Genomic DNA, 24,852 nt, shown 5'->3' on the forward strand with positions numbered 1-24,852 from the left:
GGAGTGTGGCTCGACCGGCCATCGGGTCAGGTCAGGGATCAGTAGCGGTAGTGATCGGGCTTGAACGGGCCCTCGACCGGGACGCCGAGGTAGTCGGCCTGCTTGTCGGTCAGGGTGGTCAGCTTCACGCCGAGCGCGTCCAGGTGCAGCCGGGCGACGGCCTCGTCCAGGTGCTTCGGCAGCACGTACACGCCGACCGGGTACTGCTCGGTCTTGGTGAACAGCTCGATCTGGGCCAGCACCTGGTTGGTGAACGAGTTGCTCATCACGAAGCTCGGGTGGCCGGTGGCGTTGCCGAGGTTCATCAGCCGGCCCTCGCTGAGCACGATGATCGAATGCGCGTTGTCGGTGCCGGCCTCGAAGGTCCACTCGTCGACCTGCGGCTTGATGTTGATCCGCTCGACGCCGGGGATCTTGGCCAGGCCGGCCATGTCGATCTCGTTGTCGAAGTGGCCGATGTTGGACACGATCGCCTGGTGCTTCATCCGGCTCATCTGGTCCGCGGTGATCACGTTGAAGCAACCCGTCGCTGTCACGTAGATATCGGCGATCGGCAGCGCCTCCTCGAGGGTGGTCACCTGGTAGCCGTCCATCGCCGCCTGCAGGGCGCAGATCGGGTCGACCTCGGTGATGATCACGCGAGCGCCCTGGCCACGCAGGGATTCGGCGCAGCCCTTGCCGACGTCGCCGTACCCGCAGACGACCGCGACCTTGCCGCCGATCAACACGTCGGTGGCCCGGTTCAGGCCGTCGATCATGGAGTGCCGGCAGCCGTACTTGTTGTCGAACTTCGACTTGGTCACCGAGTCGTTGACGTTGATCGCCGGGAACAGCAGCGACTCCGCCTTGGCCATGTCGTAGAGGCGGTGTACGCCGGTGGTGGTCTCCTCGGTGACGCCCTTGATCGCGTTCGCCACCTCGGTCCAGTTCCGGCCGGCGGCGATCGAGGCCTTCAGCACGGACAGGATGACCTGCAGCTCCTCCGGGTCGTCGGGGCCCGGCTCGGGCACCTCGCCGCCCTTGCTGTACTCGACACCCTTGTGGACGAGCAGCGTGGCGTCACCGCCGTCGTCCAAGATCATGTTGGCGAGTTCGCCGTTCGGCCAGGCGAGGATCTGCTCGGTGCACCACCAGTACTCCTCCAGCGTCTCGCCCTTCCAGGCGAACACCGGGACACCCTGCGGGTCCTCCGGCGTGCCGTCGCCGACCACGATCGCGGCGGCGGCGTGATCCTGCGTGGAGAAGATGTTGCAGCTGGCCCAGCGGACCTCGGCACCGAGGGCGACCAGGGTCTCGATCAGCACCGCCGTCTGGATCGTCATGTGCAACGAGCCGGCGATCTTCGCACCGCTCAGCGGCTTACTGTCTCCGTACTGTTCCCGCATCGCCATCAGGCCCGGCATCTCGTGCTCGGCGAGCCTGATCTCCTTGCGGCCGAATTCGGCGAGGCCGAGGTCTGCTACGCGAAAGTCCATGCCCGTCAGACTAGTGGTCTGCCGCGCCGTTGAGAAAAAGGTCGACCAGGGAGTCACTGACCGTCTCGATTCCGGCATCCCCGGCCATCACCCGGGCCAGGCCGTGTTCCAGCAGGGCAGCCAGAGAACTGAGCAGGACGTCGGCGCCGATCCCCGGCCGGAGGGTGCCGTCGGCCAGGCCGCGGTCGATCAGTTCACGCACCGGTCGCCGTACCTCCGCCTCGAGTTCACCGGAATCTCCCAGACCTTTCTTGTCCACGCCGGCCAGGACGGCGTACTTGGCGCCCGCGGTCAGAAAGGCCCGGGCCAGTCGGCTCAACGCGACCTCGACCGGGATCCCGCCGAGGTCCGCCGCCGCCACCCGGGACTGGAGCTCGTCCGTCGCCGCTCGGATCAGGCCGGCCAGCAGCGCGTCCCGATTGGGGAAGTAGCGATAGAGGGTCGCCCGGCCCACCCCGGCGGCCGCGGCGATCTCGCTCATGCTCGCCGTCGGCCCACGCTCGGCCAGCACCGCGGCGGCCGCATCCAGGATCCCGGTCGAGATCCGGTCCTGCAGCGCGGGCTGTCGTGCCATGCCCCAGGACATTACAGCCTGGTCCACTCTGGATTCATCTGTGTACGATGATGAGACACACATGTCTCACGCATTCAGGGAGGACCGCATGGTCACCGCCACCCGCAGCCTCGGCCGCACCGACATCAAGATCACGCCGATCGGATTGGGCTGCATGCAGTTCGCCGGCGCCGGGCTGATCGCCCGGCTGTTCTACGCACCGCTGGAGCAACCGGTCGTCACGGAGATCGTCGACGCCGCCCTGCGGGCCGGCACCGGCTGGTTCGACACCGCGGAGATGTACGGCCGCGGCCGCTCCGAACGGGCCCTGACCACCGCACTGCGCGACCTCGGTGTCGCGCCGGGCGAGGTCCCGATCGCCACCAAGTGGTCGCCCGGCCTGCGCACCGCGGGCAGCATCGTCCGCACCATCGACGACCGGCTGGCTGCCCTGCAGGGTTACCCGATCGACCTGCATCAGATCCACCTGCCGCACGGCAGCTTCTCCTCGCTCACCGCCCAGCTGAAGGCGATGGCCCGGCTGGCCCGGGAGCACAAGATCAACTCCATCGGGGTGAGCAACTTCTCCGCCCGGCAGCTCGAGCTGGCCCACTCGGTGCTCAGTCAGGAGAACCTGGTCCTGGCCTCGAACCAGGTGCAGATCAACCTGCTGCACCGCAACATCGAGAAGAACGGGGTCCTCGACGTCGCCCGCCGGCACGGGATCACCCTGATCGCGTACTCGCCGCTGCGGTCCGGCCTGCTCACCGGCCGTTTCCATGATCAACACGATCGGTCCGCGCTGCTGCCGTTCCGGCGGCTCGTCGGCGGGTTCGACACCCGGACACTGCGACGGACGGCGCCACTGATCAAGGAACTTGAGCGGATCGGGCTCGCTCACGGCGCCAGTGCGAGCCAGGTCGCGCTGGCCTGGTTGATCACGTTCTACGGCGACACCGTGGTGGCGATCCCCGGCGCCTCGAAGCCGAGCCAGGCCACCCAGGCGGCCGAGGCGATGTCCCTGGAGCTGTCCGCCGACGAGCTGACCCGGCTTGATCAACTCTCCCGGTCCGCTGAGGCCTGACCGGTCGTCACTCTGGTCACAAGTTTTTCACGTTACGTGAAAAACTGGCACTTCCCGCGAGTTACTTCTCACGTAAAGCGACAAGAAGTGTGGGGAAGTGCGCGGGCTCGAGGGCGGAGCGCCCTTCGACAGGCTCAGGGGGCGGAAGGGGGCTCGGCGAGGCGGCGCAGGGCGAGCTCGTAGCCGGCGATGCCGAGGCCGGCGATCACGCCGGTCGCGTACGGCGTGATCACCGAGTGGCGGCGGAACTCCTCGCGCGCGTGCACGTTGGACAGGTGCACCTCGATCAGGTCCGCCGTCCGCTGGGCCACCGCATCGGCGACCGCGATCGAGTAGTGGGTCCAGGCGGCCGGGTTCAGCACCACCGGGAGGGACAGGTCGGCGGCCTCGTGCAGCCAGCCGACCAGCTCGCCCTCATGATCGGTCTGCCGCACCTCGACCTCGACGCCGAGTTCCTGGCCGAACGCGACCAGCCGCTCGGCGAGTTGATCATGGGTGGTGGAACCGTACACCTCGGGCTGGCGCTTGCCGAGCCGGCCGAGGTTCGGTCCGTTCAAGATCAGGATCTTGGTCATCGTCGGGCTCCGCCTGGTTGAGGGGTACGGATCAGTGGGACGGCGCGGCCGGGCGTTCCGGGCGCGGTTGCGGCTGGTAGTCCTTGTCGTAGAGGTCCGGCTCCAGGTAGGGCGCGCTGACCATCGGGTCGGCGGCGCGGATCGCCGCCTCGGCCCGGTTGATCGTTTCCGCAACCTCGGTCGCCGAGTCCGTACCGGTGACCGCGATCTTGGCCGCCACCAGCACCTCCTCCGGGCCGAGATGCAGCGTCTTCATGTGGATGATCCGGTCCACGCCCTCGGTCCCGGCCAGCGCGGCCTCGATCGCCTTGATCGACGCCGGCGACGCCGACTCGCCGACCAGCAGGCTCTTCGTCTCGATCGCCAGGGTGACGGCGACGGCCACCAGCAGCAGGCCGATCATGGCGGTGCCGATCACGTCGAAGATGCCGTTGTGCGTGATCACGGTGAGGCCGACGCCGGCCAGCGCGAAGATCAGGCCGACCAGAGCGGCGAGGTCCTCCAGCAGGATCACGGGCAGCTCCGGCGACTTCGCCGAGCGGATGAACCGGCCCCAGGACTGCCGGCCCTTGGACTTGTTCGACTCCCTGATCGCGGTACGGAAGGACAGCGACTCGGCGATGATCGCCGCCACCAAGATCACGATCGGCACCCACCAGAAGCCGCCCTCGAGCAGCTCGTTCGGGTGACCCTCCTGGATCTCGTGATACTTGTGGTACGCCTCGTAGAGCGCGAACAGGCCGCCGACGCTGAACAGCACGATCGCCACGATGAAGGCGAAGACGTACCGCTCCCGGCCGTACCCGAACGGGTGCTCCGGCGTCGCCGCCCGCCGCGCCCGCCGGCCACCGACCAGCAGCAGCGCCTGATTGCCGGCGTCCGCCACCGAGTGGATCGCCTCGGCCAGCATCGACGACGACTGGGTCAGGGCCCAGCCGCCGAACTTGCACAGGGCGATGAACGAGTTCGCCGTCAGGGCCGCGACGACGGCCTTCGTCCCACCTTCAGCGCTCACGCCGGCTTATCTTGCCAGACAGTGGGCAGGTGTTCAGATGTCGTGGTAGCGGCCGAGCCCGACGGCGAGGAACACTGCGGCGAACATCCCGGTCTGCAGCAGCGTGACGTACCGCTCGACGTCGGAGCCGCCGCGATGGCCGATGGTGTTCACCCGAACGTCGTTCCGCTCGGCCACCGTGAGCAGCCCGGTGTGCGCGGCTCTGATCAGTTCGTCGGTGTCCCCGTCGTCCAAGATCAACAAGCCGGGCCGCCGGTCCGCCGGCACGACGTCGGTGAACGGGTCGGCGAACGGGTCCCGCGGCGCCGCACCGTCCAGGATCGGCATCAGTTCCCGGGCGTCGGCGGCCAGCGCGGCCCGGCCGGTGCCGGCCCGGAACGCCTCGGCCACCCGCCGGGAGGCTCGCGCCGCGAGCACCGAACCGCCCCAGACCAGCGGGTGCGCGTCGGCCAGGCCCAGGGCCAGGTCCTTGGCCGGGTTCTCCGACAGATCCCGGTACGCCGAGCACTCCTCGGCCACCAGATCCATCGCGTCAGCGACCAGGTCCGGCCGGACCTGCGGGCCGAGCTGGGCCAGGTGCAGCGCGTCCAGCACGACGATCGCCGCGGCCAGCGTGTCGGCCGTCGTCGTCGGCAGCAGCGTGGTGGACCGGGAACTCGTGTGGTCGGCCACCGGAGACGACTCCGGGCAGGCGACCAGCGACATGCTGCCCCGGCGGGTCGCCTCGGCGACGCTCATGATCAGGCCGGGCTCGGCACCGTCGCTGGCCATCGCCACCACCAGGTCGAGCGCACCGACCCAGCCCGGCAGGCCGTGGTGCGGCCAGGCCACGAACGGCACCGGGCAGACCGGCTCCAGCATCGCCCGGATGAACCGCGCCTCGGAGCCGACCGCGATCACCGCCCGGGGCCGCGGAATGTCGGCCAGCTTCAGCCGCGGCTGCTCGGCCGCCTCGGTCTCCCGCCGCAGCCGCGCGCCGGCCTCGGCGAGCCGCCGCAGCACCGGGTCGGCCCCGCGCAGTGCCTGCTGGTCGTCCAGCCAGCCATCATCGAAGATCGTCATCGACGCCACTACTGCCCGTCCGGGCGGCGGGCCTCGTCGATCAACAGGATCGGGATCTGATCCCGTACCGGATAGGCCAGTCCGCAGTCCGGCGCGACGCAGGTCAGCTCGTCGCGATCATGATCAACCGCCAGTGCCCCGTGACAGCTGGGGCAGGACAGGATCTCCAGCAGTTCCGGCGCCAGTTCGACAACCATTGCAGCCTCCTCAGGTCGTGCATCGCTAACCGTACCGACTCGCGCCGGGGATCCTCGGTCAGGGACGGCGGATCAGCGCCAGCGCCTCGTCGCGGAGCGCGGCCATGGTGGCCGGATCGGCGGCCTCGACGTTGAGCCGGAGCAGCGGCTCGGTGTTCGACGGCCGGACGTTGAACCACCAGCCCGGGCCCGAGACGGTGAGCCCGTCCAGCGTGCTCAGCTCGCCGCGATCACCGAACGCCGCGGCCAGCCGGTCCATGATCGACTTCTGGTCGGCGACGGTGGAGTTGATCTCGCCGGACTCGACGTAGGAGCAGAATTCCTCGACCAGCTTGGACAGCGGGGCGTCGGTGCGGCCGACCAGGGCCAGCACGTGCAGCGCCGCCAGCATGCCGGTGTCGGCGCCCCAGAAGTCGCGGAAGTAGTAGTGGGCGGAGTGCTCGCCGCCGAAGATCGCGCCGTGCTCGGCCATCGCGGCCTTGACGAACGTGTGCCCGACCCGAGTGATCACGACCTTGCCTCCGCGCCGCTGGACCAGCTCCGGCACCGCCCGCGAGGTGATCGTGTTGCAGACGATGGTCGCACCCGGCTCCCGGTCCAGCTCCTGGCCGGCGATCATCGCGGTGATCACCGACGGGCTGACCACGGCACCGGTCTCGTCGATCAGGAAGCAGCGGTCCGCGTCGCCGTCGAAGACCAGGCCGAGATCCGCGCCGTGCTCCCGGACCGCGGCCTGGGCGTCGACCAGGTTCTGCGGCTCCAGCGGGTTCGGCGGGTGGTTCGGGAACGTACCGTCCGGGTCGGTGTAGAGGCCGATCAGGTCCAGGTCGAGCGAGCCGAGCACGGCCGGCAGGGTGTGCCCGGCCATCCCGTTGCCGGCGTCCGCCACCACCCGGAGCCGGCGCAGCCCGGTCAGGTCGACCAGCGAGTGCAGGTACGCCGCGTAGTCGGCCAGCAGGTCCCGCTCGGTGATCGTTCCGCGGCGGGCCACAGGCTGGGCAGCGGGCTCGGCCGGCGGGCCGGTCAGCACCCGGTCGGCCAAGGCGACAAGATCAGCCGAGGCGACCGGCAGCGCGCCGGCCCGGCAGAACTTGATCCCGTTGTCCGGCGCCGGGTTGTGGCTCGCCGTGAACATCGCGCCGGGCAGGCCGAGCGCCCCGCAGGCGTACCAGAGCTGGTCGGTGCTGGCCAGCCCGATGTCGATCACGTCCACCCCGCGGCTCGCCACCCCGTCGGCGAACGCGGCCGCGAACTCGGGGCTGGTCAACCGCATGTCCCGGCCGATCACCAACTGGTCCAGCCCCGGCCGCAGCCCGGTGACCTCGACCCAGGCGGCCCCGATCGCCCGGGCTCCGTCGGCGTCCCAGTCGGGGTCCGGCGCGACGGCGCGACCGCGGATGTCGTTGGCCTTGAAGATTCCGGGAGTGATCACCGGACAAGGTTATGCGGATCAGTTGTCGGGGTCGGCCAGGACGGTCAGATGTCCGCGCCGGCCCAGCTCGACCACGCCGGAGGAGCGCTCCTTGGGCCCGTCCTCGGCATCGGCCTGCTCGTCGTACGACAGCCCCACCTCACGGACCGCGTCGGCAAGCGCCAGCAGGTCGTCGGTGTTGGGTTCGGGCTCGTCCGGGATGGCCAGCCGGATCACCTCCCAGCCACGCGGGGCGGACAGCGCTTCGGCGTGCCGGGAACAGAGGTCGTAGCCGTGCGGATCGGCGCGCGTCGCCAGCGGCCCGAGCACGGCCGTCGAGTCCAGATAGACGTACGTGAGCGTGGCCACCGCCGTGCCGGAGCATCCCGATCGGGAGCAGCGCCTGGAGGTCACAAGAGCCGACGCTACCTCCGCCCGCGACGCTTCGCCGGGAGGCTCGCCGCCATGATCAAGTTCGTGCCCGGGACGGTCAGCGATCGTCGTCGTCGCCGTTCGGATCGAGCTCGGCGACGCTCCGGCCGGTCAGCGCGGACAGCTGCTCGACCACGGTCCGGTAGACCAGGATCCGCAGCCCCGACCGGGACGCGGCCCGGTGCTCCAGCGGCCGCCGGTAGACCACGACCTGGCTGAGCCGGTCCGCGTCGCCGGAGATCGCGGCCGCCAGCGGCACCTCGGATCCGGTCCAGGCCCGTTCCAGATAAGGGACATCCTCGATGCCGAAGGTGATGCCGACCAGCGCGTCCGGGCAGTTGTGGCCGATCCGTTCGACGGCCTCGTCGACCGCGTCGGCGAAGAAGTCGGCCTTGGTCGGCGACCGGAACGGGCGGGCCGGGTGCCGGCTCAGCGGATTCGGCAGCGCCAGCGGCCCGCGCAGGCCACGCTGGTGCCGGTCGCGGCGGCTGGGCACGGTCAGCGCGCCGTCCACGGGTCGAAGCTGGCCGGGCGGACCCGGTCGGCCACGTCCGGTGAGGACACCGCGAGGGTGGTGATGCCGGAGACGTCGGAGTTGCCGGTCCGGCGTTGCACCAGGCCCGCGTAGACCCCCGAGTTCTCCGGGGTACGGATCACGACGTAGGCCGGCAGCGGCGAGCTGAGCTGGCGTACCAGCGTGCTGGAGGCGGCGACCTGGACCTTCTCCAGTTTCACCGTGACCCCGGCCATGCTGACCACCTCGATGATCACATCCACCGGGCCCTCGCCGAGGTGGCTGAGCACCAGTTGGCTCTCGATGCCGGACTCACCGACGAACGGCAGCACGCCGACCTGGCGCAGCGGCAGGGCCGCGGTCTGCACCGCGAAGTCGGGCACCACCTTGTCGCCGGTCTCGTCCTCGCTCGGCGCGTCCGACCTGATCGCCCCGGTGACCGGCTGGTCGCTGGTCAGCTTGACCGCGCCCGCCTGCTGGACCAGGCCCGGGCCGAGCTCGACCAGCACCGTGCTCTGCGGCGGCACGTCGACCTGGTCGCCGCCCGCGGGCACGAACTCGCCCTGCAGGCCGAGACCGGTGATCTCGACGTGAGCCGGAGCGCTGCCGGGGTTGGCGACGGCGAGCTTGCGGCCGCCGGCGCCGTCCGGGACGCCCGGAATGATCACCTGGTTGGCCGGCGCCGCCGAGGAGGCGTGCCAGTCGGCGCCGCGCGGGGAATCTCCCTTGGCCCGGTAGTCCCGGGCCATCACCGCGACCCGGCCGCGGGAGGCGACCAGCTGGGCCGACAGCGCGCCCTTCACGGTGACCATGGCGTCCAGCGCGATCACCCGGGACTGCAGGCCGGGGATCTCGATCCCGGGACCGCCGGGCACCGGAACGGAGCCCTTGGCGCCGAGGAACGTGACGTCCACCTGGGCCGGCGTCTCGTCCGGGTTGGTGATCACCAACTCCGTCCGGAAGTCCTTCTCGGCGCCGATCCCGGCGAAGAAGTGGCTGGTCGAGGGCTTGCTGCAGGAAGCGCCGAGCAGCCCGGAGTTCACCCCGGCGCTGCCGTTGGTCAGGGTGCCGGCGCTGCTCGACGTGGCCAGGCCCTTCTCGCCGGTGACGATCAAGGTGTTCTTCGGCGCCGACTTGGTGACGCCCTTGCCGGGGTCAGTCACCTGGAATGCCGGCTTGTCCGTCCCGACCGCGGTACCGGAGAGCGTGCCGGGCTGTTCGTTCTCCTGCTTGTTGGCGACCGCCTGGACGACCGACCGTACGTCACTGCCGGTGGGCGGGGCCGGGCAGACCACATGGGTCCGGCCGATCACCGGGTCCGGGGCCGGCGGCGGATCGGCGACCGCCGGCTGCAGCAGTGTGCCGCCGCCGAGCAGGATCGCGATACCGGCGACGACCGCGAGCAGGCCGGCGCCGCGCTGCTGCGCACCCGGCTCGGACACCGGCTGCCACTCGACGACCTCGGGATCGTCGTCCTGGTAGGCGCGGCCCGGACCCTGCTGCGCCGGGTACTGGTAATCCGACATCAGACCTCCCCTGCCCCGCCAGCCGCGGCCCGCCGGGCAGACTTCGCCGGGTCCCGGACCTCGGGCCGGCGGATCGCCGGAGCGGCCAGGATCGCGGCCACGCCGAGAGCCAGCCCCTGCAACCCGAGCAGCCAGTTCGCGGTCGGCAGCCGGTACTCCAGCCGGCCGCCCTGCGGCGGCAGCAGGAACGCCTGCTGCCAGCCTTCGTCGACCGCGGCCAGCGGAATGCCGTCCAGCGTCGCCTGCCAGCGCCAGTCGGCCGGTTCGCCGATCTCCAGCCGCCGGTTCTCGCCGCCCGGTTCGATCGTCGTACCGCCGACCGGGATCGGGGTCTGCTTCTTCCCGTCGACCAGCACGGCGCGGCTGGGCGGCGGCTGCACCTGCCAGACCATGCCGCGGAAGTTACCGCTGGCCGTGCCGAGGCCGGGCGTGTTGCCGATCAGGGCCTGCTCGGCCTCGTCGGCGCCGGTCACCCAGACGTAGCCGACGCCGAGCCGGCCCAGCTGCGGCGCGATGTCGGAGTCACCGGTGCCGGCGACCAGCCGCATCACCAGGTCGGTGGACTGGCTGCGGGCGCCCATCGAGCCGCCGAAGGCGTAGCCGCGGTCGGCGTCGCCGAGCCGGGCCAGGGTCTCGTCGACCACCGAGTAGCGCAGGCCGTCGCCGCTCGCGTCGATCGCCAGCACCCGTACCTTGCCGTCGGAGGCCATCGCGTTGACGACGTACGGCGGCAGGGCGTCGAGTGGTTGTCGCTTGATCGGGCCGGCGGCACCCGCGATCGCCCACCAGACGGCCGCGCCGAGGGTGATCGCGCCGACCAGCACGCCGGCCAGCACCGAGGCGGGCTGGATCCAGGAGAAGCTGCGGTCGCCGAGTTCGGCGGCCCAGCCGTCCAGGCCGGTGCCGGCGGCGACCAGCAGCGCCGCGAACGCGATCAGCAGGTACGTGCCCGCCCACGGTCGGGCCTGGTCGCCGATCGGCGGCAGGTTCACCACGAGCCGGGACACCAGGATCGCCATGGCGAGGGCGAGCCCGCCGGCGACCCACGCCGAGACCACCGTGGACGACTTCGGCCGCCGGGCGATGCCGACGGCGGCGAGCAGCCAGATCAGCCCGAACACGATCGCGCTGATCCAGATCGGCGGCAGTCCGTCGCCACCGGGCCGGCCGAGCATCAGCTCCCAGACCCGGGCGGCGTCACCGACACCGGTCAGGGCCGCGTCGGGCCCGACCAGGACCCGGCCCCAGCTGGTGATCAGGCTCGGCCACCACGGCGCCAGCACGACCAGCGGTACGCCGAGCGCGATCAGGATCCGGCCGGCCTTGCGCGGCACCCGGCGGAGCACGATCGCACCGGCGATGCCGAGCACGATCGCGAACAGCAGCAGCGACGGCTCGAAGGCGATCAGCACGACCAGGACCAGCCCGGCGCCCCAGCCGCCGCGCCAAGCCTCCGGGTTGCGCGGCCGGCGCAGCACCAGGGCCCGCACCGCGAGGAGCAGGAACGGCAGCGCGACCGCGATCACGGCCAGGCCGAGCCGGCCCTGGTTGGTGGTGCCGAGCAGCACCGGCAGCAGCGCGTACGTACCCGCGACCCAGATCCGGAGCCGGCGGTCACCGATCAGATGCCGTACCGCGAGGAAGCCGGTCAGCAGCGACAGCGGCACGACCCCGCAGAGCAGCAGCGTGACGAACCACTCCGGCTGACCGAAGGTGATCGTCGAACCGAGCGCGACCAAGACCAGCCACGGCGGGCTGGACTGGCTGGCGGCTCCGATGATCGGGGCCAGGGCCGCGTTCCAGGCCGCGGCCAGGGACTCCTGCGCCGGCAGCAGGGCCGGACCGGAGAGCGAGCCGAGCCGGAGCAGGTCCCGGGCGGCGAGCACGCTGCCGCCGATCGCAACCACCAGGGCGATCACGATCGGGGCCAGCCACGGGCTGCGCGACTTCTCCTCCCGGCCGACGGTCAGGAAGTCGTCGGCGGTGAGGTCGTCCAGCAGGGCAACCTCACTGGCTCCGGCGACCGACTGGTAGCGGTCGGCGACGGCACCGGTCAGCGCCTCGCCGGCCAACCGGAAGCCGCTCCACCAGGGCGGCCGCAGTTCGCGGACCCGGTCGCCGGCACCGGAGACGGGATCGATCGCGGCCAGCCGGCGCCGCATCCGGCCGATCCGGCTCGGGTTCGCGACGAACGCACCGAGGGCGAGCAACTCGTCCAGGGAGCGCCCGGGAGCCTTGCCGACCAGGTAGCCGATGGAGCGCAGGATGCAGCTCCAGACCAACCGGAGCCAGGTCCAGATGACCTGGGCGCCCGGTGCGTGGCCGACCACGACGAGCATGCCGAGCAGCCGGTCGGTCTTGCCCGGCCGGCGACCGCCGATGCCGCGCCGGCGCAGGCCGGCCCGGCCGACCTGGCGGTGCACCATCTCGGCGGCCGGTGAGGTGACGACGCGGTAGCCCTGCAGGTTGGCCCGCCAGCCGAACTCGACGCCGTCCCGGAACACCGGCACGGCCGGGTCGAGCCCGCCCAGTTCGGACCAGGCGCTGGCCCGGACCAGCATGCCGCAGCTGGAGACGCCGAGCTTGGGCCGCGGCTCGTCGTGCTGGCCCTGGTCGATCTCGCCGGGGTCGAGGCTCAGTTCGCGACGACCCGTACCGGAGATCGAGACGCCGACCTCGCTGAGCCGGCGGGTGGCCTGGCGGCGCTTCGGCAGCAGCAGCTTCGGCCCGGTGATGTCGATGTCGGGATCGGTGACCACGTGGGCCAGCAGTTGGTACAGCGCGTCCGGCGCCGGGACGGCGTCGTCGTGCAGCAGCCAGTACCAGGGCTCCTTCTGATCCTCCTCGCGGGTGAAGAAGAGCCGGGTGTCGGCGGCCTCGTTGATCGCGGCGGCGTCGGCGGCCAGCGCCCGGCTGACCGCTTCGCCGAAGCCGGTGCCGCGCTTGCCCTGGTAGACGGCGTCGAGGATGCCGCGGGTCATCGCGTCGTGCAGCAGGTCCAGGGTTCCGTCGGTCGAGCCGTTGTCGATCGCGATCAGCCGGGTCGGCCGGACGGTCAGGTGGGACAGCCCGGTCAGGGTGGCGGAGAGCCAGCGCTCGGCGTCGAAGGCGACCAGCACCGCGGTGACCTCGCAGCGCGACACGTCGACCGGCCGGCTGTAGTCGTCCTCCTCGCGGGCCCAGGCCCAGGGGTCCACCTCGCCACCGTCGCCGACGGTGATCGCGGACAGCTGGGCGGTGTCGATCATCGGATCGAGGTCGAGTTCGTACGACGCCGGCGCGTGGCCGAGACTGCGTCGAGGCTCGAGAGCATCGTCGGGAACGATATCTCTGGCCATGTGGATTGTTGGAACCTTTGCAAGTCGTGGAACTCCCGCGGACCAGCAGGTCCAACGAGCAACCGGCTGAGCCGGTTCCTCGGTGCGGTTCGGGCGCTGGGCCGGCCCCCGGCCGACGTCGCCCGAACAAACACCAAGGGCGCCCTGGTTGGGCGCCCCATACTCTATGCCGTCTTCCCCCGACTCTCCATCCGAGCGATCTCCCGAGCCCCGATGACGCCGTGCCGCAGCCCGGCGTCATCGCCCGGGAGCCCATCGAAGGGCTCAGACGGCGCGCTTCTTGAGCTTGCGCCGCTCTCGCTCACTGAGGCCGCCCCAGATGCCGAACCGCTCATCGTTGGACAGCGCGTATTCCAGACATTCCGTCCGCACCTCGCAGGACAGACAGACCTTCTTCGCCTCCCGGGTCGAACCACCCTTCTCCGGGAAGAACGCCTCCGGATCGGTCTGTGCACAGAGCGCCCGTTCCTGCCAGCTCAGGGCACCGAACTCGTCGTCGTCGAACTCCGGCTCCTCGTGCATCTAGCTGCACCTCCTCGACCCGATACCTGTTGTCGCCCGATGCCCGCATCCCTCCGGCTCGCGGTGGCCGTTGGAGGCGATCAGGTGTTGCTTGGTGATGGGCTTGGGGAACGTGATCCCATCGCCGAACAACATATGTGAAATTACATGCCTGTCAATACCGAGAAGTCAAGTGCAGACCTGATAATGCGCACTCGTCCGGCACCGTGGGCAGACGCCTCCGCAGGGTGCGCCGGGCGAGCGTAGCGGGCGCCGGGTCGACTCGCCAACCCGGGCGCACTCCCCCTGATCAGGCGTCAGTTCGGCCGATCCCACCAGTTCGGCTGGGCCTGCCGGGAGTCGGATCCGCTCGGCTGGTCGCCGGGCTGCTGGGGCTGGCCCGGCTGCTGGGCCGGCGGGTAGCCCGGGCCCGCGTTCGCGGCGGAGCCGGCCGACGCCGGAGGCTGGCCGATCGGGCCCGTGGGTTCGTACGCGCTCGGAGCGGAACCGGGCTGGCCCGGATCGGGGCCGGCGACCGGCGACGGCTGCTCCGGCTGACTCTGGCCCTGCTGTGCCTGGCCCTGCTGTCCCTGGGGACCCTGGCCCTGGGGACCCTGGTACTGCGGTCCCTGATACTGCGGGCTCGGTTGGGCCTGCGGGTTGGGCTGCTGGTTCGGCTGCTGGTTCGGTTGCTGGTGCTGTTGCGGCTGGGGCTGGCCGGGCCCGGGCGGCTGGCCGATCGGGCCGGTGGACTCGTACCCGCTGGCCGCGGAGCCTGCCGTCGGCACCTCGGCCTGCGCCGTCCAGCCGCTCGGGGCACCGTGTTGATCATGCTGACCGGGATGGGCCGGCTGGGTCGGCGAATACGGCTGGTTCGGCGAGTGCTGCGGTTGCCAGGTGCCGGGTCCGGCCGGCGGGGCCGACTGCTGCGAGGCGGGCTGCTGGCCCTGCCAGGCGCCGCTCCAGCCCGGCTCCCCCGGGCCCTGCTGCGGCCCTGGTCCCTGCTGAGGCCCTGGTCCCTGTTGCGGACCGGGTCCCTGCTGCGGGCCGGGTCCACCGTGTGCTCCCGGCCCGGGCGGCATGCCCGGTCCGGCCTGCATGCCGGGCCCTTGCTGGTAACCCTGCGGATAGCCGGGCGGCAGCGCGGCCGGCTGCGGACGCGGCGCCGGCTGCGGTGCGGGCAACGACTGGAAGATCCGCCACAGCGCGATGACGAGCAGGACCGGGATCACCAGCGTGGTCAGGTCGACCAGGAAGCCGAAGACCCGGTTGTTGGCCGGCGCGGCCAGTCCGAGGACGCTGTAGATGAAGCCGAACAGGGTCGCCACGCCGACCACCACGAGGGCGATCAGGGCGAGCAGCCGAGCGTTCTGCGTCTTGTCCTTGGCACACCAGGCGACCATCGCCACCAGCACGACCGCCAGCAGGGTGTCCAGGGTGCCGGTCCCGACGATCGCGGCACCCCAGAGGAAGTCCGGTCCGTCCACGCCCTCGTACAGGAACGCCCCGATCAGCTGGGCGAGCAGGCGTAGCCCCGCTGCCGCGAGCAAAATGAGGACGACGAGTTCTCGGTACTTCTTCAGCTCCTCGAGCATGGTCTCCCTACCTCATACCGGACCGCCGAATCGCGGGTCGGCGAACCTGTGGCCCCGAGCCTTGCTCAGGTCACCTTAGCCGTTTGCCGGCGCCCGCTCCGCGTACCGGCTGCACACACGCCGGGGGACCCGAGGGGGTGGTGTCGAACGGTGACCTACTGCGCGGCACCCAGCTCGCTACGGTCACCGTTCGACACCACCCCCTCGACTGGCCCGCTGTTGCCCGGTGTTACAGACTGAAGCCGTGCAGATCGCAGTCCTGGCCGGCGGGGTCGGTGGATCGAGGTTCACCGCCGGCGTCCGCCACGCCTATCCCGACGCCGAACTCTCCGTGATCGTGAACACCGCCGACGACATCACCCTGCACGGGCTGCGGGTGTGTCCGGACCTGGACACGATGATGTACACCCTCGGCGGCGGCAACGACGCGCAACGCGGTTGGGGCCGGATGGACGAGAGTTGGCGGGTCAAGGAGGAACTGGCCCACTACGGCGTCGAGCCGTCCTGGTTCGGCCTCGGCGATCTCGACCTGGCCACCCACCTGGTCCGGACCCAGCTGCTCGACGCCGGCTATCCGCTGTCCGAGGTCACCGCGGCCCTGTGCAGCCGCTGGCTGGCCGACGACCCGAAGCTGCGGCTGCTGCCGATGACCGACGACCGGGTCGAGACCCACATCGTGATTCCCGACCCGGAGTCGCCGTCCGGGCGGCGGGCGGTGCACTTCCAGGAATACTGGGTACGCCAGCACGCCGAACCCGAAGCCCTCGACATGGTGCGGGTCGGGATGAACGAGGCCGCGCCCGCCGCCGGCGTGCTGACCGCGCTGGAGTCGGCGGACGTGATCTTGATCGCGCCGAGCAACCCGGTGGTCTCGATCGGCCCGATCCTGGCCGTGCCGGGCCTCGCGGCGGCCGTACGCAGCGCGACCGCGCCGGTGATCGGCTTCTCCGGGATCCTCGACGGCGCCCCGGTGCTCGGCATGGCGCACCGGCTGCTGCCGATGATCGGGGTCGAGGTGAGCGCGCCGGCGGTCGGCCTGCACTACGGGCCGCGGTCGGGCGAGGGCGTACTCGATCTGTGGGTGATGGACGACGCCGACGCCGCCGCGGTGGACCGGGTCCGGTCCGGCGGGCTGCCGGCGATCAGCGCGGATCTGATCATGGCGACCCCGGAGGCGACCGCCCGGTTCGTCCGGAAGGCCGCAGCCGAGGTCGGTGTCGCATGATCACGATCTTCGCGCCGGCCGGGATCGGCGAGGTGTCCGCGGGCGCCGACCTGACCGAGTTGATCTTGGCTGCGGTCGCGGCGGACGACGCCGGGCCGCTGGCCGACGGTGATGTCGTCGTCGTCACGTCCAAGATCATCAGCAAGGCCGAGGGCCGTACCGTCCGGGCCGACGACCGGCAGGCCGCGATCACCGCGGAGTCGCTCGGCACCGTGGCCCGGCGCGGCGAGTCGCGGATCGTGCACACCCGCGGCGGGCTGACCATGGCCGCCGCCGGGGTCGACAACTCCAACGTCGACCCGGGCACGGTCCTGCTGCTGCCGGTCGATCCCGACGCCAGCGCCGCCCGGCTGCGCGCCGACCTGGCCGGCCGGACCGGCCTCCGGCTCGGCGTGATCATCTCCGACACCTCGGGCCGGGCCTGGCGGATCGGCCAGACCGACCTGGCCATCGGTGCCGCCGGGGTCCGGGTGATCGACTCCTACGCCGGGCGTACGGATCCGTACGGGAACGATCTCAAGGTCAGCGCGGCCGCGATCGCCGACGAACTCGCCGCCGCGGCCGACCTGGCCAAGGAGAAGCTCACCGGCCGCCCCGTCGCCGTCGTCCGCGGCCTCGGCCGACACGTCGTCGAGCCCGGCCCGGACGTCCCGGTCGCCCGGGACCTGGCCCGACCCCAGGGCGAGGACTTCTTCCGCCTCGGCGCCCGCGAAGCGACCATCCTGGCCGTCCTCACCGCCGTCGGCCAGGCCGACCGGTACGAGGCCGTGTTGGAGCACCACGACCCGGAGTCCATGATCATCGACGTGATCTCCGGCGCCGGCCTGACCGGCGACCAGGCGGAACTGGTCCGCCGCATCCTCGCCGTGCACGCCGACCTCGGCGCCGTGGTCCCGAAGCTCGACCAGCTCGTCCCCACCCCCACCCCCTGACCCGCCCCGCCCGTCCCAAGACCCGCCCCGCTTGCCCCAGGACCCGCCCGCTCGCCCCAAACCCGCGGGTTTGTCGACAACCGCACGCACTTCGTCGGATTCGACGTCGGAATGTCGACAACCACACTCCTTCTCGACCTGTGCGGCCGCTCACCATCGACGGGGGCTCTGGATACCTTTGTCCGCCATGGCGACGCAGCTGGTGTTGATCAACGGGTATCCCGGTGCCGGGAAGAGCACGCTGGCCCGGGAACTCGCGCCGGAACTCGGGGCCACCTGGCTGAGCAAGGACCTGATCAAGGAGGCGCTCGCGGACGCCGTGGGCGTCGACACCCTGCCCACCCGGCGGCTCGGGGCGGTGACCGGTGAGACCATCTGGCTGCTCGCGGCGGAGGTCGAGGATCTGGTGCTGGTCGAGACCGTCGCCAACCCGACTCGGGACCGCGGGCACTTCGAGCGCGGCCTGAAGATCGCCGGCGTCGGCCAGCTCGTCGAGGTCTGGTGCGACGTGCCCGCCGAACTCGCCTGGGAACGCTATCTGACCCGCGCCCGGCACCCGGTACACCCGCAGGGCCCGGCGTCCGAGGCCGGCTGGTGGGAGCTGGCCGACCAGATGGAGCCGCTGGGCCTGGGCCCGCTGATCCGGGTGGACACCTCGGCCCCGGTCTCCGTGACGGCGGTCGCCGGCGAGGTTCGCGATGTCCTGCGGAACCCGTCCGCCGCCTGACGCCGGCGGCGGGAAGGAGCGGCGCGATCGCCCGGCCCAGCGAACCCAGCGACGCCGCCTCGATCGGGGCCGCGGCCTACGCGGTGCCGGACGGCGCGATCTTCGAGGCACCCGCACGGTAGCCCGGTCGGGGTCAGGGAAGCGGTCCTGCGGCACCGTCGGATGGGCTGACCGGGCCGATCGGCCAGTCGAACCCGGGCCGCGCCCTGGTCGAGTGCCTTCCCGCGGGAACCTCGGCGCTCCGTCATCACCGAGTGCTGGCTCGGGCCGGGTAGCGGGGCTGGCCGGGTAACGGGGCCGACCCGGGTGCCGGAGGCGTTCCCGCGGGAACGCCCGGTAGGCCGACCGGCCCGATCGGCCAGCCGAACCCGGGCCGCGCCCTCGTCGGGGTGCGTTCCCGCGGAAACCCTGGCGCTCCCTCGTCACCGAGTGCCGACCCGGGCCCGGTAGCAGGGCTGGCCGGGGTGCCGGAGACGTTCCCGCGGGAACGCCCGGTGGACTGACCGGGCCAATCGGCCAGCCGAACCCGGGGCGCGCCCTCGTCGGGGTGCGTTCCCGCGGAAACCCTGGCGCTCCCTCGTCACCGAGTGCCGACCCGGGCCCGGTAGCAGGGCTGGCCGGGGTGCCGGAGACGTTCCCGCGGGAACGCCCGGTGGACTGACCGGGCCGATCGGCCAGCCGAACCCGGGGCGCGCCTTGGTCGGGTGCGTTCCCGCGGAAACCCTGGCGCTCCGTCGTCACCGAGCGCTGGCCCGGGCCGGGTAGCGGGGGCCGGCCGGGTGCCGGAGACGTTCCCGCGGAAACCCTGACGCTCCGTCGTCACCGAGTGCCGGCCCGGGCCGGGTAACGGCGGGCTGGCCGGGGTGCCGGAGGCGTTCCCGCGGGAACGCCCGGTGGACTGACCGGCCCGATCGGCCAGCCGAACCCGGGCCGCGCCCTCGTCGGGTGCGTTCCCGCGGAAACCCTGGCGCTCCGTCATCACCGAGTGCCGGCCCGGGCCCGGTAACGGGGCCGACCCGGGTGCCGGAGACGTTCCCGCGGGAACGCCCGGTGGGCCGACCGGCCCGATCGGCCAGTCGAACCCGGGCCGCGCTTAGTCCGGTGCGTTCCCGCGGGAACCCTGGCGCTCCCTCGTCACCGAGTGCCGGCCCGGGCCCGGTAACGGGGCCGACCCGGGTGCCGGAGACGTTCCCGCGGGAACGCCCGGTGGGCCGACCGGCCCGATCGGCCAGTCGAACCCGGGCCGCGCTTAGTCCGGTGCGTTCCTGCGGGAACCCTGGCGCTCCGTCATCACCGAGTGCTGGCTCGGGCCGGGTAACGGAGCAGGCCGGGTGCCGGAGGCGTTCCCGCGGGAACGTCCCGACGGTCTGGGCCGAGTTCAGCCGAGTGGACTCTGGGGGCGCGATTCTTGACCGGAAGCTGCCCTTGCGCCGCTCAGCGAGGTCGGTTCCCGCACGGGCCGTCCGGCAGCGGCCGAGGCTGAGTCCACACCGCGACTCTCGGCGCCCCTTCTGGCCCACGAACCGCGCGTCGCCGGTCAGCATCCCCTTACCCGCGCGCCGCTTCGTGCTGGACTCGCCCGCCGCCACCAACACCATCGGACCTCTCACCGCGGGACACACGGCCGCGGTTGGTGTCAGCGGCAACCTCCGGCCTCCGCCCAGCCACCGGCCTCGGCGATACCCGTCGCCGAGCGGACTCCTTGACCGGCGAAGAACGCCCGAAGCGGGGTCATAGCGTCCGCTGGAAGTCACCGTGCCGAGCGGCCCGGTCGCCGGACGCCGCCTGGTCACCGGCAGGGTTAGCCTGACCGGATGGGTCAGCCACTGCTGCGGCTGGTGGACGCGGTCACGGTGCCGGTGCCGGATCTCGATGCCGGCCTGGCCTGTTATGTCGACCGGTTGGGCCACGAACTGCTCTGGCGCAACGACGAGCTCGGCCAGGCGGGGTTGCGCTGCCCGGGCTCGGAGACGGAGCTCGTGCTGACCACCCGCCTGCCCTACGCGCCCAACTGGCTGGTCGATTCCGCCGACGCCGCGGCCGAGATGATCATCGCCGCCGGCGGCCGGATGATCAGCGAGCCGGCGGACATCCCGGTCGGCCGGGTGGCGGTGGTCGCGGACCCGTTCGGCAACGAGTTGATCTTGGTCGACCTGAGCAAGGGCCGCTACCGGACAGACGACACGGGACGAGTGACCGGCGTCGACTCCGGGGGTCAGGCGTAGTCAGGGCCGAGCCGCGCTGCGACCTCGGCGACGAGTTCCTTGACCCGGCCGGCCTCGGCGAGCGGGCAGACCAGGGTGATCTCCGGGGTCTGGACGACGACCGTGCCGGAGATGCCGACCATCGCGACCAGGCGGCCGTCACCGGACTTGTTGATCACCAGGTTGTCCTTGGACAGGTGCAGGACGCTGGGACCCTCGGTGGCGTTGCCGCTCTCGTCGCGCGGCAGCAGGTCGGCCAGAGCCGCGAAGCCACCGATGTCCTGCCAGTCGATCGGCAGCCCGACCGCGAGCACGTGGCCGGTGGCCCGGCCCTGCGACACCGGTTCCATGATCGCGTAGTCGACACTGATCTTGGTCAGCCGTGGATAGATGCCGGCCAACCGGTCCGGGTGCGCGGCCAGCTCGCGTACCTGCGCATGGGTGTCCGGCAGCAGCTGCCGAAGTTGATCAAGGAACGTCTCGGCCCGCCAGGCGAACATGCCCGAGTTCCACCAGTAGCGGCCGGACGCGAGATAGCCCTCCGCCGTCTCCCGGTCCGGCTTCTCCACGAAGGCCTCCACCCGGCAGACCCCGGACCGCCCGGCGACCTCGGCACCACGCTCCAGATAGCCGAGCCCGGTGTGCGGCGAGGTCGGCACCACGCCGAACGTGACCAGGGCACCCGGGTCGCTCTCGGCCGCCGCGAATCCGTCCTGCAGCGCGTCCGCGAAGCGGGCGACGGGCGAGATCAGGTGATCGGAACTGAGCACGGTCATCACCGCGTCCGGGTCCCGTTCGGCCAGCAGCGCGGCCGGCCAGGCGATCGCGTTCAGCGAGTCCCGCCCCTCCGGCTCGCCGAGCAGGTTGGCCGGGTCCAGTTCGGGCACGTCGGCGGCGACCAGATCCAGGTGCGCAGCGCCGGTGCAGACGAGGATCCGTTCGTCCGGCACCACCCCGGCGAGCCGCTCGTACGCCAGCCGCAGCGTGCTCTTGCCGTCCACCAGGGGCAGCAACTGTTTCGGCATCCCCTTGCGCGACAGCGGCCACAACCGCGTCCCGGACCCGCCGGCCATGATCACCGCGTAACGCATCGGGACAGCCTAACCATCCCCCTCCGAGGCAGCCTCATGACAAAATTGCAGAACCACATTATGGGACTGCTATTCACATATCGGGGCGCAGGGCCGATTTCTTGAAGGGTGACGAGGAAGTCGGAGGAGTTCGACGGAACCGCGGTGGACACCGCGAAGTGGAGCTACCGGACCGACGCCCCGTGGCAGGCCTGGAGCGAGCAGCGGGCCGAGAACGCCGCGGTCGGCAGCGGCTGGCATTCCGCGTTCTGGGCCGCGCAGGCAGGCGGCACCGGCCCCCGGACCGAGATCGACGGGTTCGAGATCGACTCGCACGTGCCGGGGATCTCGCACAACATCATCGGCTGGGATCAGGGCGTCCGGCTCAGCAGCGGTTTCCGGGATGACCTCGGCTTCGACACGTCGGCGGGCTGGCACGTCGACGGCGGCCAGCCCTACACGATCGGCATCGACCGGACCGGCTCCGGCCCGATCGCGTCGGTGTGATCAAGCTTGTCCGCCAGTGATCATCTCCGCTCCGCGTACTCCCTGGAAGGCTTCCGCATGATCAACAGCGCCCATCGGACCATGATCATCCCCACCTTGATCATCACCGCGATGATCATGGTCACCACCCTGCTCGCCGTACCCGCGACCTCGGCGAAGGCCGAACCAGGGTCAGTGCCGGCGCCGCTGCCGGGCTACACGCTCGCCTGGGCCGACGAGTTCGACGGCACCGCCCTGAAGACCGACGACTGGTACTACCGGGAGAGCGAGAAGGCGATCTGCTCCAACTCGCCCGACAACGTCTCGGTGTCCGGCGGCTCGCTCAAGATCGCGTTGAAGCGGGAGGACCGCAACGGGATGCCGTACACCTGTGGCGGCGTGATCAGCAAGCGCTGGTTCGGGTACGGCTACTACGAGACCCGGGCCGAGCTGTGGGGTGAGCAGGGCTTCCACTCCGCGCTCTGGACCACCGGCCTGTCCGACGCGATGCCGGACACCCCCGACTACAAGGGCCCGAACAACCGGGTGAACGAGATCGACGGGTTCGAGATCGACTCGCACGCGCCGACCCGGATCCAGCACCACTCGCACTGGTTCACGCCCGCCCATGTCGGCAACCAGGGCGGCATCTACGAGGGCCCGGACAGCTCCGACGGCTATCACACGTACGGCTTCGAGTGGCTGCCGCACGAGATCCGCTTCTACGTCGACGGCGTGCTGGCCCGGTCCCAGGCCTACGCCGGGCCGCACGGGCTGCAGAGCATCTGGCTGACCACGCTCGGCTACACCGCTCCGGTGGACGAGTCCGACCTGCCGGGCGTCACCAGCTGGGACTATTTCCGCTACTTCGCCCCGACCGACGACGGCGACCGCTCGACCCCGGACAGCGTGATCGTCGACAACGGCGGGCCCGGCTACGCCGAAACCGGTGGTTGGACGGGCACCGGCGAGGCGTTCGGCTTCCAGGACCGGGAGACCCGGCGGGCCACCGCTCCGGGCGCGACCGCGGCCTGGACGCCGAAGCTGCGCGCGGCCGGTTCCTACGAGGTGTCGGTGTGGAATCCGAGCTTCCTCAAGACCGGCCACACCGCGGCGCGCTACACGATCGAGCACGCCGGCGGCCGGACCGAGGTCGTGCTGAACCAGGTCACGGCGGGTCAGCGCTGGGTCAGTCTCGGCGCCTACACGTTCACGCCGGGCGCCGGGCACGGCGTCACGGTCGCCGGTGACCCGGCCGGCCAGGGCACGCTCCGGGCCGACGCGGTCCGGTTCACCCCGACCGTGGTCGTCGACGACGGCGGGCCCGGCTACACCGAGACTGGCAGCTGGGCCGGCTCGGCGACGCTGAAGGGGTGGCACGGCACCGGCACCCGGTACGCCAGCGCCTCCAGCTCGACGGCCCGGTGGACCCCGGAACTGCCCGCGGCCGGCCGGTACGCCGTCTACGCCTGGACGCCCCGCCACGCCGAGAACGCGACCGGCGCCCGGTTCACCGTCAACCATGCCGGCGGCCGCGCGGTGGTGGCGTCCGACGGCGTCGCCGACCGCTGGACCAGCCTCGGCACGTACGCGTTCGCGGCCGGCACCGCCGGCTGGGTCGAGCTCGGCAAGGACACCGGGGTCACCGGCCTGCTCCGCGCCGACGCGGTGAAGTTCGTCCCGGTCCCGGACGGCACCGTCCGCCCGCCGACCCGGGTCCGTGGAACGGTCGCGAGCACGCCGGCGACCGGCGACGCGGCGGTGACCTGGACCTGGCGGGAGAGCGCCGGGCCGAAGCCGGCCGGCTATCACGTCTACCTGGACGGGCAGCGCGTCACCTGGCAGCCGGTCCGGCGGGAGGAGTTCCGGATGGACGGGTTCCGGCCCGGCCAGCGGCACCGGCTGACCGTGACCGCGGTCGACGCCGCCGGCCGTGAGTCGGCCCCCGCGACGGCGGCGATGGTCCGGACACCCGCCGACACGACCGCACCGGCGGCACCGATCGGGCTGACCGGTGAGGCCGCGAACGAGGCGGCCGTCCTCTACTGGACGCAGAACACGGAGGTGGACCTGCTCGGCTACCACATCTACGCCGACGGCCGGCGGGTCACCGACAAGCCGGTCGGCCATCCGGCCGATCCCGACTTCACCCGGCTCGGCTTCAAGATCGACAAGCTCGCCAACGATGTCGATCATCTGCTGGAGGTCCGCGCCGTCGACCTCTCCGGCCATGAGTCGGCCGCGGCCACGATCAGCGTGCGGCCGCTGCCGATGACGATCATCGGCGTGACCGACGAGGGCTACACCGAGCAGGGCACCTGGACGGCGTCCAGCATCGCCGGCTGGCTCCGCTCGAAGACCCGGACCTCGAACGTCGCGACCGCCACCGCGGAGTGGCGGCCGACGCTGGCGGCCGGCACCTACGAGGTGTACGCCTGGGTGCCGCGGGTCGCCGGCAACAGCACGACGGCCGCCCGGTTCACCGTCACGCACGCCGACGGCACGACCGCGCTGGAGTTCGACCAGACGGCCGGCAGCGGCGGCTGGGAGCGCCTCGGTCGGTTCGACTTCGCGGCCGGCTCGGACGGGTTCGTCAGCGTCGCCAACGCGGCCGGCCGGAGCTACCTGCGCACCAACACCGTGAAGTTCGTCCCGGCCGGATGATCATGGACGGGCTCAGCGCGCGTCCGGACGCTCCCGGACCTGGTCGTACCACTGCGCACCAGCGGTCGGAAGACCGAGCCAGACCCGCCGCCCGTTGGCGCCGCGCCGCGCGACCCACCGGCGCGGCGGGGTCGTCTCCTTGGCCTCGTCGAGGCTGGCGTAGCTGCCCAGGTCGGTGCCGGAGGGCGTGTCGGTGTCGTCGCTGGTCCGCTCGTACAGATGAAACCTCATCTCTGAACCGTACGGCTTCCGGACCGAAACGGCAC

The 24,852-nt window shown here is 71.6% G+C and carries 22 protein-coding genes; 7 read left to right on the plus strand and 15 right to left on the minus strand.

Translation table 11 applies throughout. The features are described 5' to 3' along the window. Nucleotides 1–38: 38 nt before the first annotated feature. Nucleotides 39–1,475, minus strand: coding sequence for an adenosylhomocysteinase (gene ahcY / locus BKA15_RS10215; RefSeq protein WP_218871184.1), 1,437 nt, complete (start codon nucleotides 1,473–1,475; stop codon nucleotides 39–41). A 10-nt stretch (nucleotides 1,476–1,485) separates the two neighbouring features. Next, a complete protein-coding gene (locus BKA15_RS10220) occupies nucleotides 1,486–2,049 on the minus strand; it encodes a TetR/AcrR family transcriptional regulator (RefSeq protein WP_179750429.1) in 564 nt (187 codons plus the stop codon). An 88-nt stretch (nucleotides 2,050–2,137) separates the two neighbouring features. Here BKA15_RS10220 and BKA15_RS10225 point away from each other — a divergent pair, with 88 nt between their 5' ends. Beyond that, nucleotides 2,138–3,112 (plus strand): aldo/keto reductase, encoded by a 975-nt coding sequence (locus BKA15_RS10225; RefSeq protein WP_179750431.1) that lies wholly within the window; start codon nucleotides 2,138–2,140, stop codon nucleotides 3,110–3,112. Nucleotides 3,113–3,246: 134 nt separating this feature from the next. Here the strand turns inward: BKA15_RS10225 and aroQ are convergent, their stop codons facing one another. From aroQ to BKA15_RS10280, 11 genes are all read right to left on the minus strand, one after another. Next, nucleotides 3,247–3,687 (minus strand): type II 3-dehydroquinate dehydratase, encoded by a 441-nt coding sequence (aroQ, locus tag BKA15_RS10230; RefSeq protein WP_179750434.1) that lies wholly within the window; start codon nucleotides 3,685–3,687, stop codon nucleotides 3,247–3,249. A 31-nt stretch (nucleotides 3,688–3,718) separates the two neighbouring features. Further along, entirely contained in the window at nucleotides 3,719–4,702 is a 984-nt protein-coding gene (locus BKA15_RS10235; RefSeq protein ID WP_179750436.1) for a cation diffusion facilitator family transporter, read from the minus strand. Between the two features lie 33 nt (nucleotides 4,703–4,735). Continuing rightward, on the minus strand, nucleotides 4,736–5,764 hold the full coding sequence (locus BKA15_RS10240; RefSeq protein WP_179750438.1) for an SIS domain-containing protein: 1,029 nt from the start codon (nucleotides 5,762–5,764) through the stop codon (nucleotides 4,736–4,738). A gap of 8 nt (nucleotides 5,765–5,772) precedes the next feature. Then, nucleotides 5,773–5,961 (minus strand): Trm112 family protein, encoded by a 189-nt coding sequence (locus BKA15_RS10245; RefSeq protein WP_179750440.1) that lies wholly within the window; start codon nucleotides 5,959–5,961, stop codon nucleotides 5,773–5,775. A 58-nt stretch (nucleotides 5,962–6,019) separates the two neighbouring features. After that, nucleotides 6,020–7,393 carry a phosphomannomutase/phosphoglucomutase gene (locus BKA15_RS10250; protein WP_179750442.1) on the minus strand — a complete coding sequence of 458 codons (1,374 nt, stop codon included), beginning with the start codon at nucleotides 7,391–7,393 and terminating at the stop codon, nucleotides 6,020–6,022. Between the two features lie 18 nt (nucleotides 7,394–7,411). Next, a complete protein-coding gene (locus BKA15_RS10255; protein ID WP_446685530.1) occupies nucleotides 7,412–7,741 on the minus strand; it encodes a DUF3499 domain-containing protein in 330 nt (109 codons plus the stop codon). Nucleotides 7,742–7,862: 121 nt separating this feature from the next. Beyond that, entirely contained in the window at nucleotides 7,863–8,318 is a 456-nt protein-coding gene (locus BKA15_RS10260; protein WP_312878928.1) for a metallopeptidase family protein, read from the minus strand. Further along, the gene (locus BKA15_RS10265) at nucleotides 8,303–9,844 is read right to left on the minus strand and encodes a DUF5719 family protein (protein ID WP_179750445.1); all 1,542 of its coding nucleotides are present in this window, start codon (nucleotides 9,842–9,844) and stop codon (nucleotides 8,303–8,305) included. The genes BKA15_RS10260 and BKA15_RS10265 overlap by 16 nt, the downstream gene beginning before the upstream one ends. Next, nucleotides 9,844–13,182: a glycosyltransferase gene (locus BKA15_RS10270; protein WP_179750447.1), complete on the minus strand. Its 3,339-nt coding sequence runs from the start codon at nucleotides 13,180–13,182 to the stop codon at nucleotides 9,844–9,846. Before BKA15_RS10270 ends, BKA15_RS10265 begins: the two co-directional genes overlap by 1 nt. Nucleotides 13,183–13,446: 264 nt before the next feature. Further along, nucleotides 13,447–13,704 (minus strand): WhiB family transcriptional regulator, encoded by a 258-nt coding sequence (locus BKA15_RS10275; protein WP_179750449.1) that lies wholly within the window; start codon nucleotides 13,702–13,704, stop codon nucleotides 13,447–13,449. Between the two features lie 296 nt (nucleotides 13,705–14,000). Next, complete coding sequence (locus BKA15_RS10280) at nucleotides 14,001–15,278, minus strand: hypothetical protein (RefSeq protein ID WP_179750451.1); 1,278 nt, start codon at nucleotides 15,276–15,278, stop codon at nucleotides 14,001–14,003. 244 nt (nucleotides 15,279–15,522) lie between these two features. Between BKA15_RS10280 and cofD the strand changes: the two genes are divergently transcribed. The 4 genes from cofD to BKA15_RS10300 all read left to right on the plus strand — a co-directional run bounded on the left by cofD (nucleotide 15,523) and on the right by BKA15_RS10300 (nucleotide 20,387). Then, on the plus strand, nucleotides 15,523–16,503 hold the full coding sequence (gene cofD, locus BKA15_RS10285; RefSeq protein ID WP_179750453.1) for a 2-phospho-L-lactate transferase: 981 nt from the start codon (nucleotides 15,523–15,525) through the stop codon (nucleotides 16,501–16,503). Continuing rightward, nucleotides 16,500–17,435 carry a coenzyme F420-0:L-glutamate ligase gene (gene cofE, locus BKA15_RS10290; protein WP_179750455.1) on the plus strand — a complete coding sequence of 312 codons (936 nt, stop codon included), beginning with the start codon at nucleotides 16,500–16,502 and terminating at the stop codon, nucleotides 17,433–17,435. Before cofD ends, cofE begins: the two co-directional genes overlap by 4 nt. 187 nt (nucleotides 17,436–17,622) lie before the next feature. Then, on the plus strand, nucleotides 17,623–18,162 hold the full coding sequence (locus tag BKA15_RS10295) for a P-loop nucleotide/nucleoside kinase family protein (RefSeq protein WP_179750459.1): 540 nt from the start codon (nucleotides 17,623–17,625) through the stop codon (nucleotides 18,160–18,162). A 1,814-nt stretch (nucleotides 18,163–19,976) separates the two neighbouring features. Beyond that, entirely contained in the window at nucleotides 19,977–20,387 is a 411-nt protein-coding gene (locus tag BKA15_RS10300; protein WP_179750461.1) for a VOC family protein, read from the plus strand. Here BKA15_RS10300 and BKA15_RS10305 read toward each other — a convergent pair. Next, complete coding sequence (locus BKA15_RS10305) at nucleotides 20,378–21,457, minus strand: mannose-1-phosphate guanylyltransferase (RefSeq protein ID WP_179750463.1); 1,080 nt, start codon at nucleotides 21,455–21,457, stop codon at nucleotides 20,378–20,380. The two genes, BKA15_RS10300 and BKA15_RS10305, sit on opposite strands and share 10 nt — an antisense overlap. Before the next feature lie 108 nt (nucleotides 21,458–21,565). Between BKA15_RS10305 and BKA15_RS10310 the strand changes: the two genes are divergently transcribed. Then, nucleotides 21,566–21,943, plus strand: coding sequence for a hypothetical protein (locus tag BKA15_RS10310; protein ID WP_179750465.1), 378 nt, complete (start codon nucleotides 21,566–21,568; stop codon nucleotides 21,941–21,943). Nucleotides 21,944–22,000: 57 nt separating this feature from the next. Next, on the plus strand, nucleotides 22,001–24,586 hold the full coding sequence (locus BKA15_RS10315) for a golvesin C-terminal-like domain-containing protein (RefSeq protein WP_179750467.1): 2,586 nt from the start codon (nucleotides 22,001–22,003) through the stop codon (nucleotides 24,584–24,586). Nucleotides 24,587–24,598: 12 nt separating this feature from the next. Here the strand turns inward: BKA15_RS10315 and BKA15_RS10320 are convergent, their stop codons facing one another. Then, nucleotides 24,599–24,817 (minus strand): hypothetical protein, encoded by a 219-nt coding sequence (locus BKA15_RS10320; protein WP_179750469.1) that lies wholly within the window; start codon nucleotides 24,815–24,817, stop codon nucleotides 24,599–24,601. Between the last annotated feature and the right edge of the window lie 35 nt (nucleotides 24,818–24,852).

Origin of the sequence: Microlunatus parietis (assembly GCF_013407955.1) — a bacterium.
Taxonomy (GTDB): domain Bacteria; phylum Actinomycetota; class Actinomycetes; order Propionibacteriales; family Propionibacteriaceae; genus Microlunatus; species Microlunatus parietis.

Excerpts from the sequence above, each read along its gene's own strand:
- ahcY (WP_218871184.1), bottom strand. The coding sequence starts at position 1,475 with ATGGACTTTCGCGTAGCAGACCTCGGCCTCGCCGAATTCGGCCGCAAG.
- BKA15_RS10220 (WP_179750429.1), bottom strand. The coding sequence starts at position 2,049 with ATGGCACGACAGCCCGCGCTGCAGGACCGGATCTCGACCGGGATCCTG.
- BKA15_RS10225 (WP_179750431.1), top strand. The coding sequence starts at position 2,138 with ATGGTCACCGCCACCCGCAGCCTCGGCCGCACCGACATCAAGATCACG.
- aroQ (WP_179750434.1), bottom strand. The coding sequence starts at position 3,687 with ATGACCAAGATCCTGATCTTGAACGGACCGAACCTCGGCCGGCTCGGC.
- BKA15_RS10240 (WP_179750438.1), bottom strand. The coding sequence starts at position 5,764 with ATGACGATCTTCGATGATGGCTGGCTGGACGACCAGCAGGCACTGCGC.
- BKA15_RS10245 (WP_179750440.1), bottom strand. The coding sequence starts at position 5,961 with ATGGTTGTCGAACTGGCGCCGGAACTGCTGGAGATCCTGTCCTGCCCC.
- BKA15_RS10265 (WP_179750445.1), bottom strand. The coding sequence starts at position 9,844 with ATGTCGGATTACCAGTACCCGGCGCAGCAGGGTCCGGGCCGCGCCTAC.
- BKA15_RS10270 (WP_179750447.1), bottom strand. The coding sequence starts at position 13,182 with ATGGCCAGAGATATCGTTCCCGACGATGCTCTCGAGCCTCGACGCAGT.
- BKA15_RS10275 (WP_179750449.1), bottom strand. The coding sequence starts at position 13,704 with ATGCACGAGGAGCCGGAGTTCGACGACGACGAGTTCGGTGCCCTGAGC.
- BKA15_RS10280 (WP_179750451.1), bottom strand. The coding sequence starts at position 15,278 with ATGCTCGAGGAGCTGAAGAAGTACCGAGAACTCGTCGTCCTCATTTTG.
- cofE (WP_179750455.1), top strand. The coding sequence starts at position 16,500 with ATGATCACGATCTTCGCGCCGGCCGGGATCGGCGAGGTGTCCGCGGGC.
- BKA15_RS10295 (WP_179750459.1), top strand. The coding sequence starts at position 17,623 with ATGGCGACGCAGCTGGTGTTGATCAACGGGTATCCCGGTGCCGGGAAG.
- BKA15_RS10300 (WP_179750461.1), top strand. The coding sequence starts at position 19,977 with ATGGGTCAGCCACTGCTGCGGCTGGTGGACGCGGTCACGGTGCCGGTG.
- BKA15_RS10305 (WP_179750463.1), bottom strand. The coding sequence starts at position 21,457 with ATGCGTTACGCGGTGATCATGGCCGGCGGGTCCGGGACGCGGTTGTGG.
- BKA15_RS10315 (WP_179750467.1), top strand. The coding sequence starts at position 22,001 with ATGATCAACAGCGCCCATCGGACCATGATCATCCCCACCTTGATCATC.
- BKA15_RS10320 (WP_179750469.1), bottom strand. The coding sequence starts at position 24,817 with ATGAGGTTTCATCTGTACGAGCGGACCAGCGACGACACCGACACGCCC.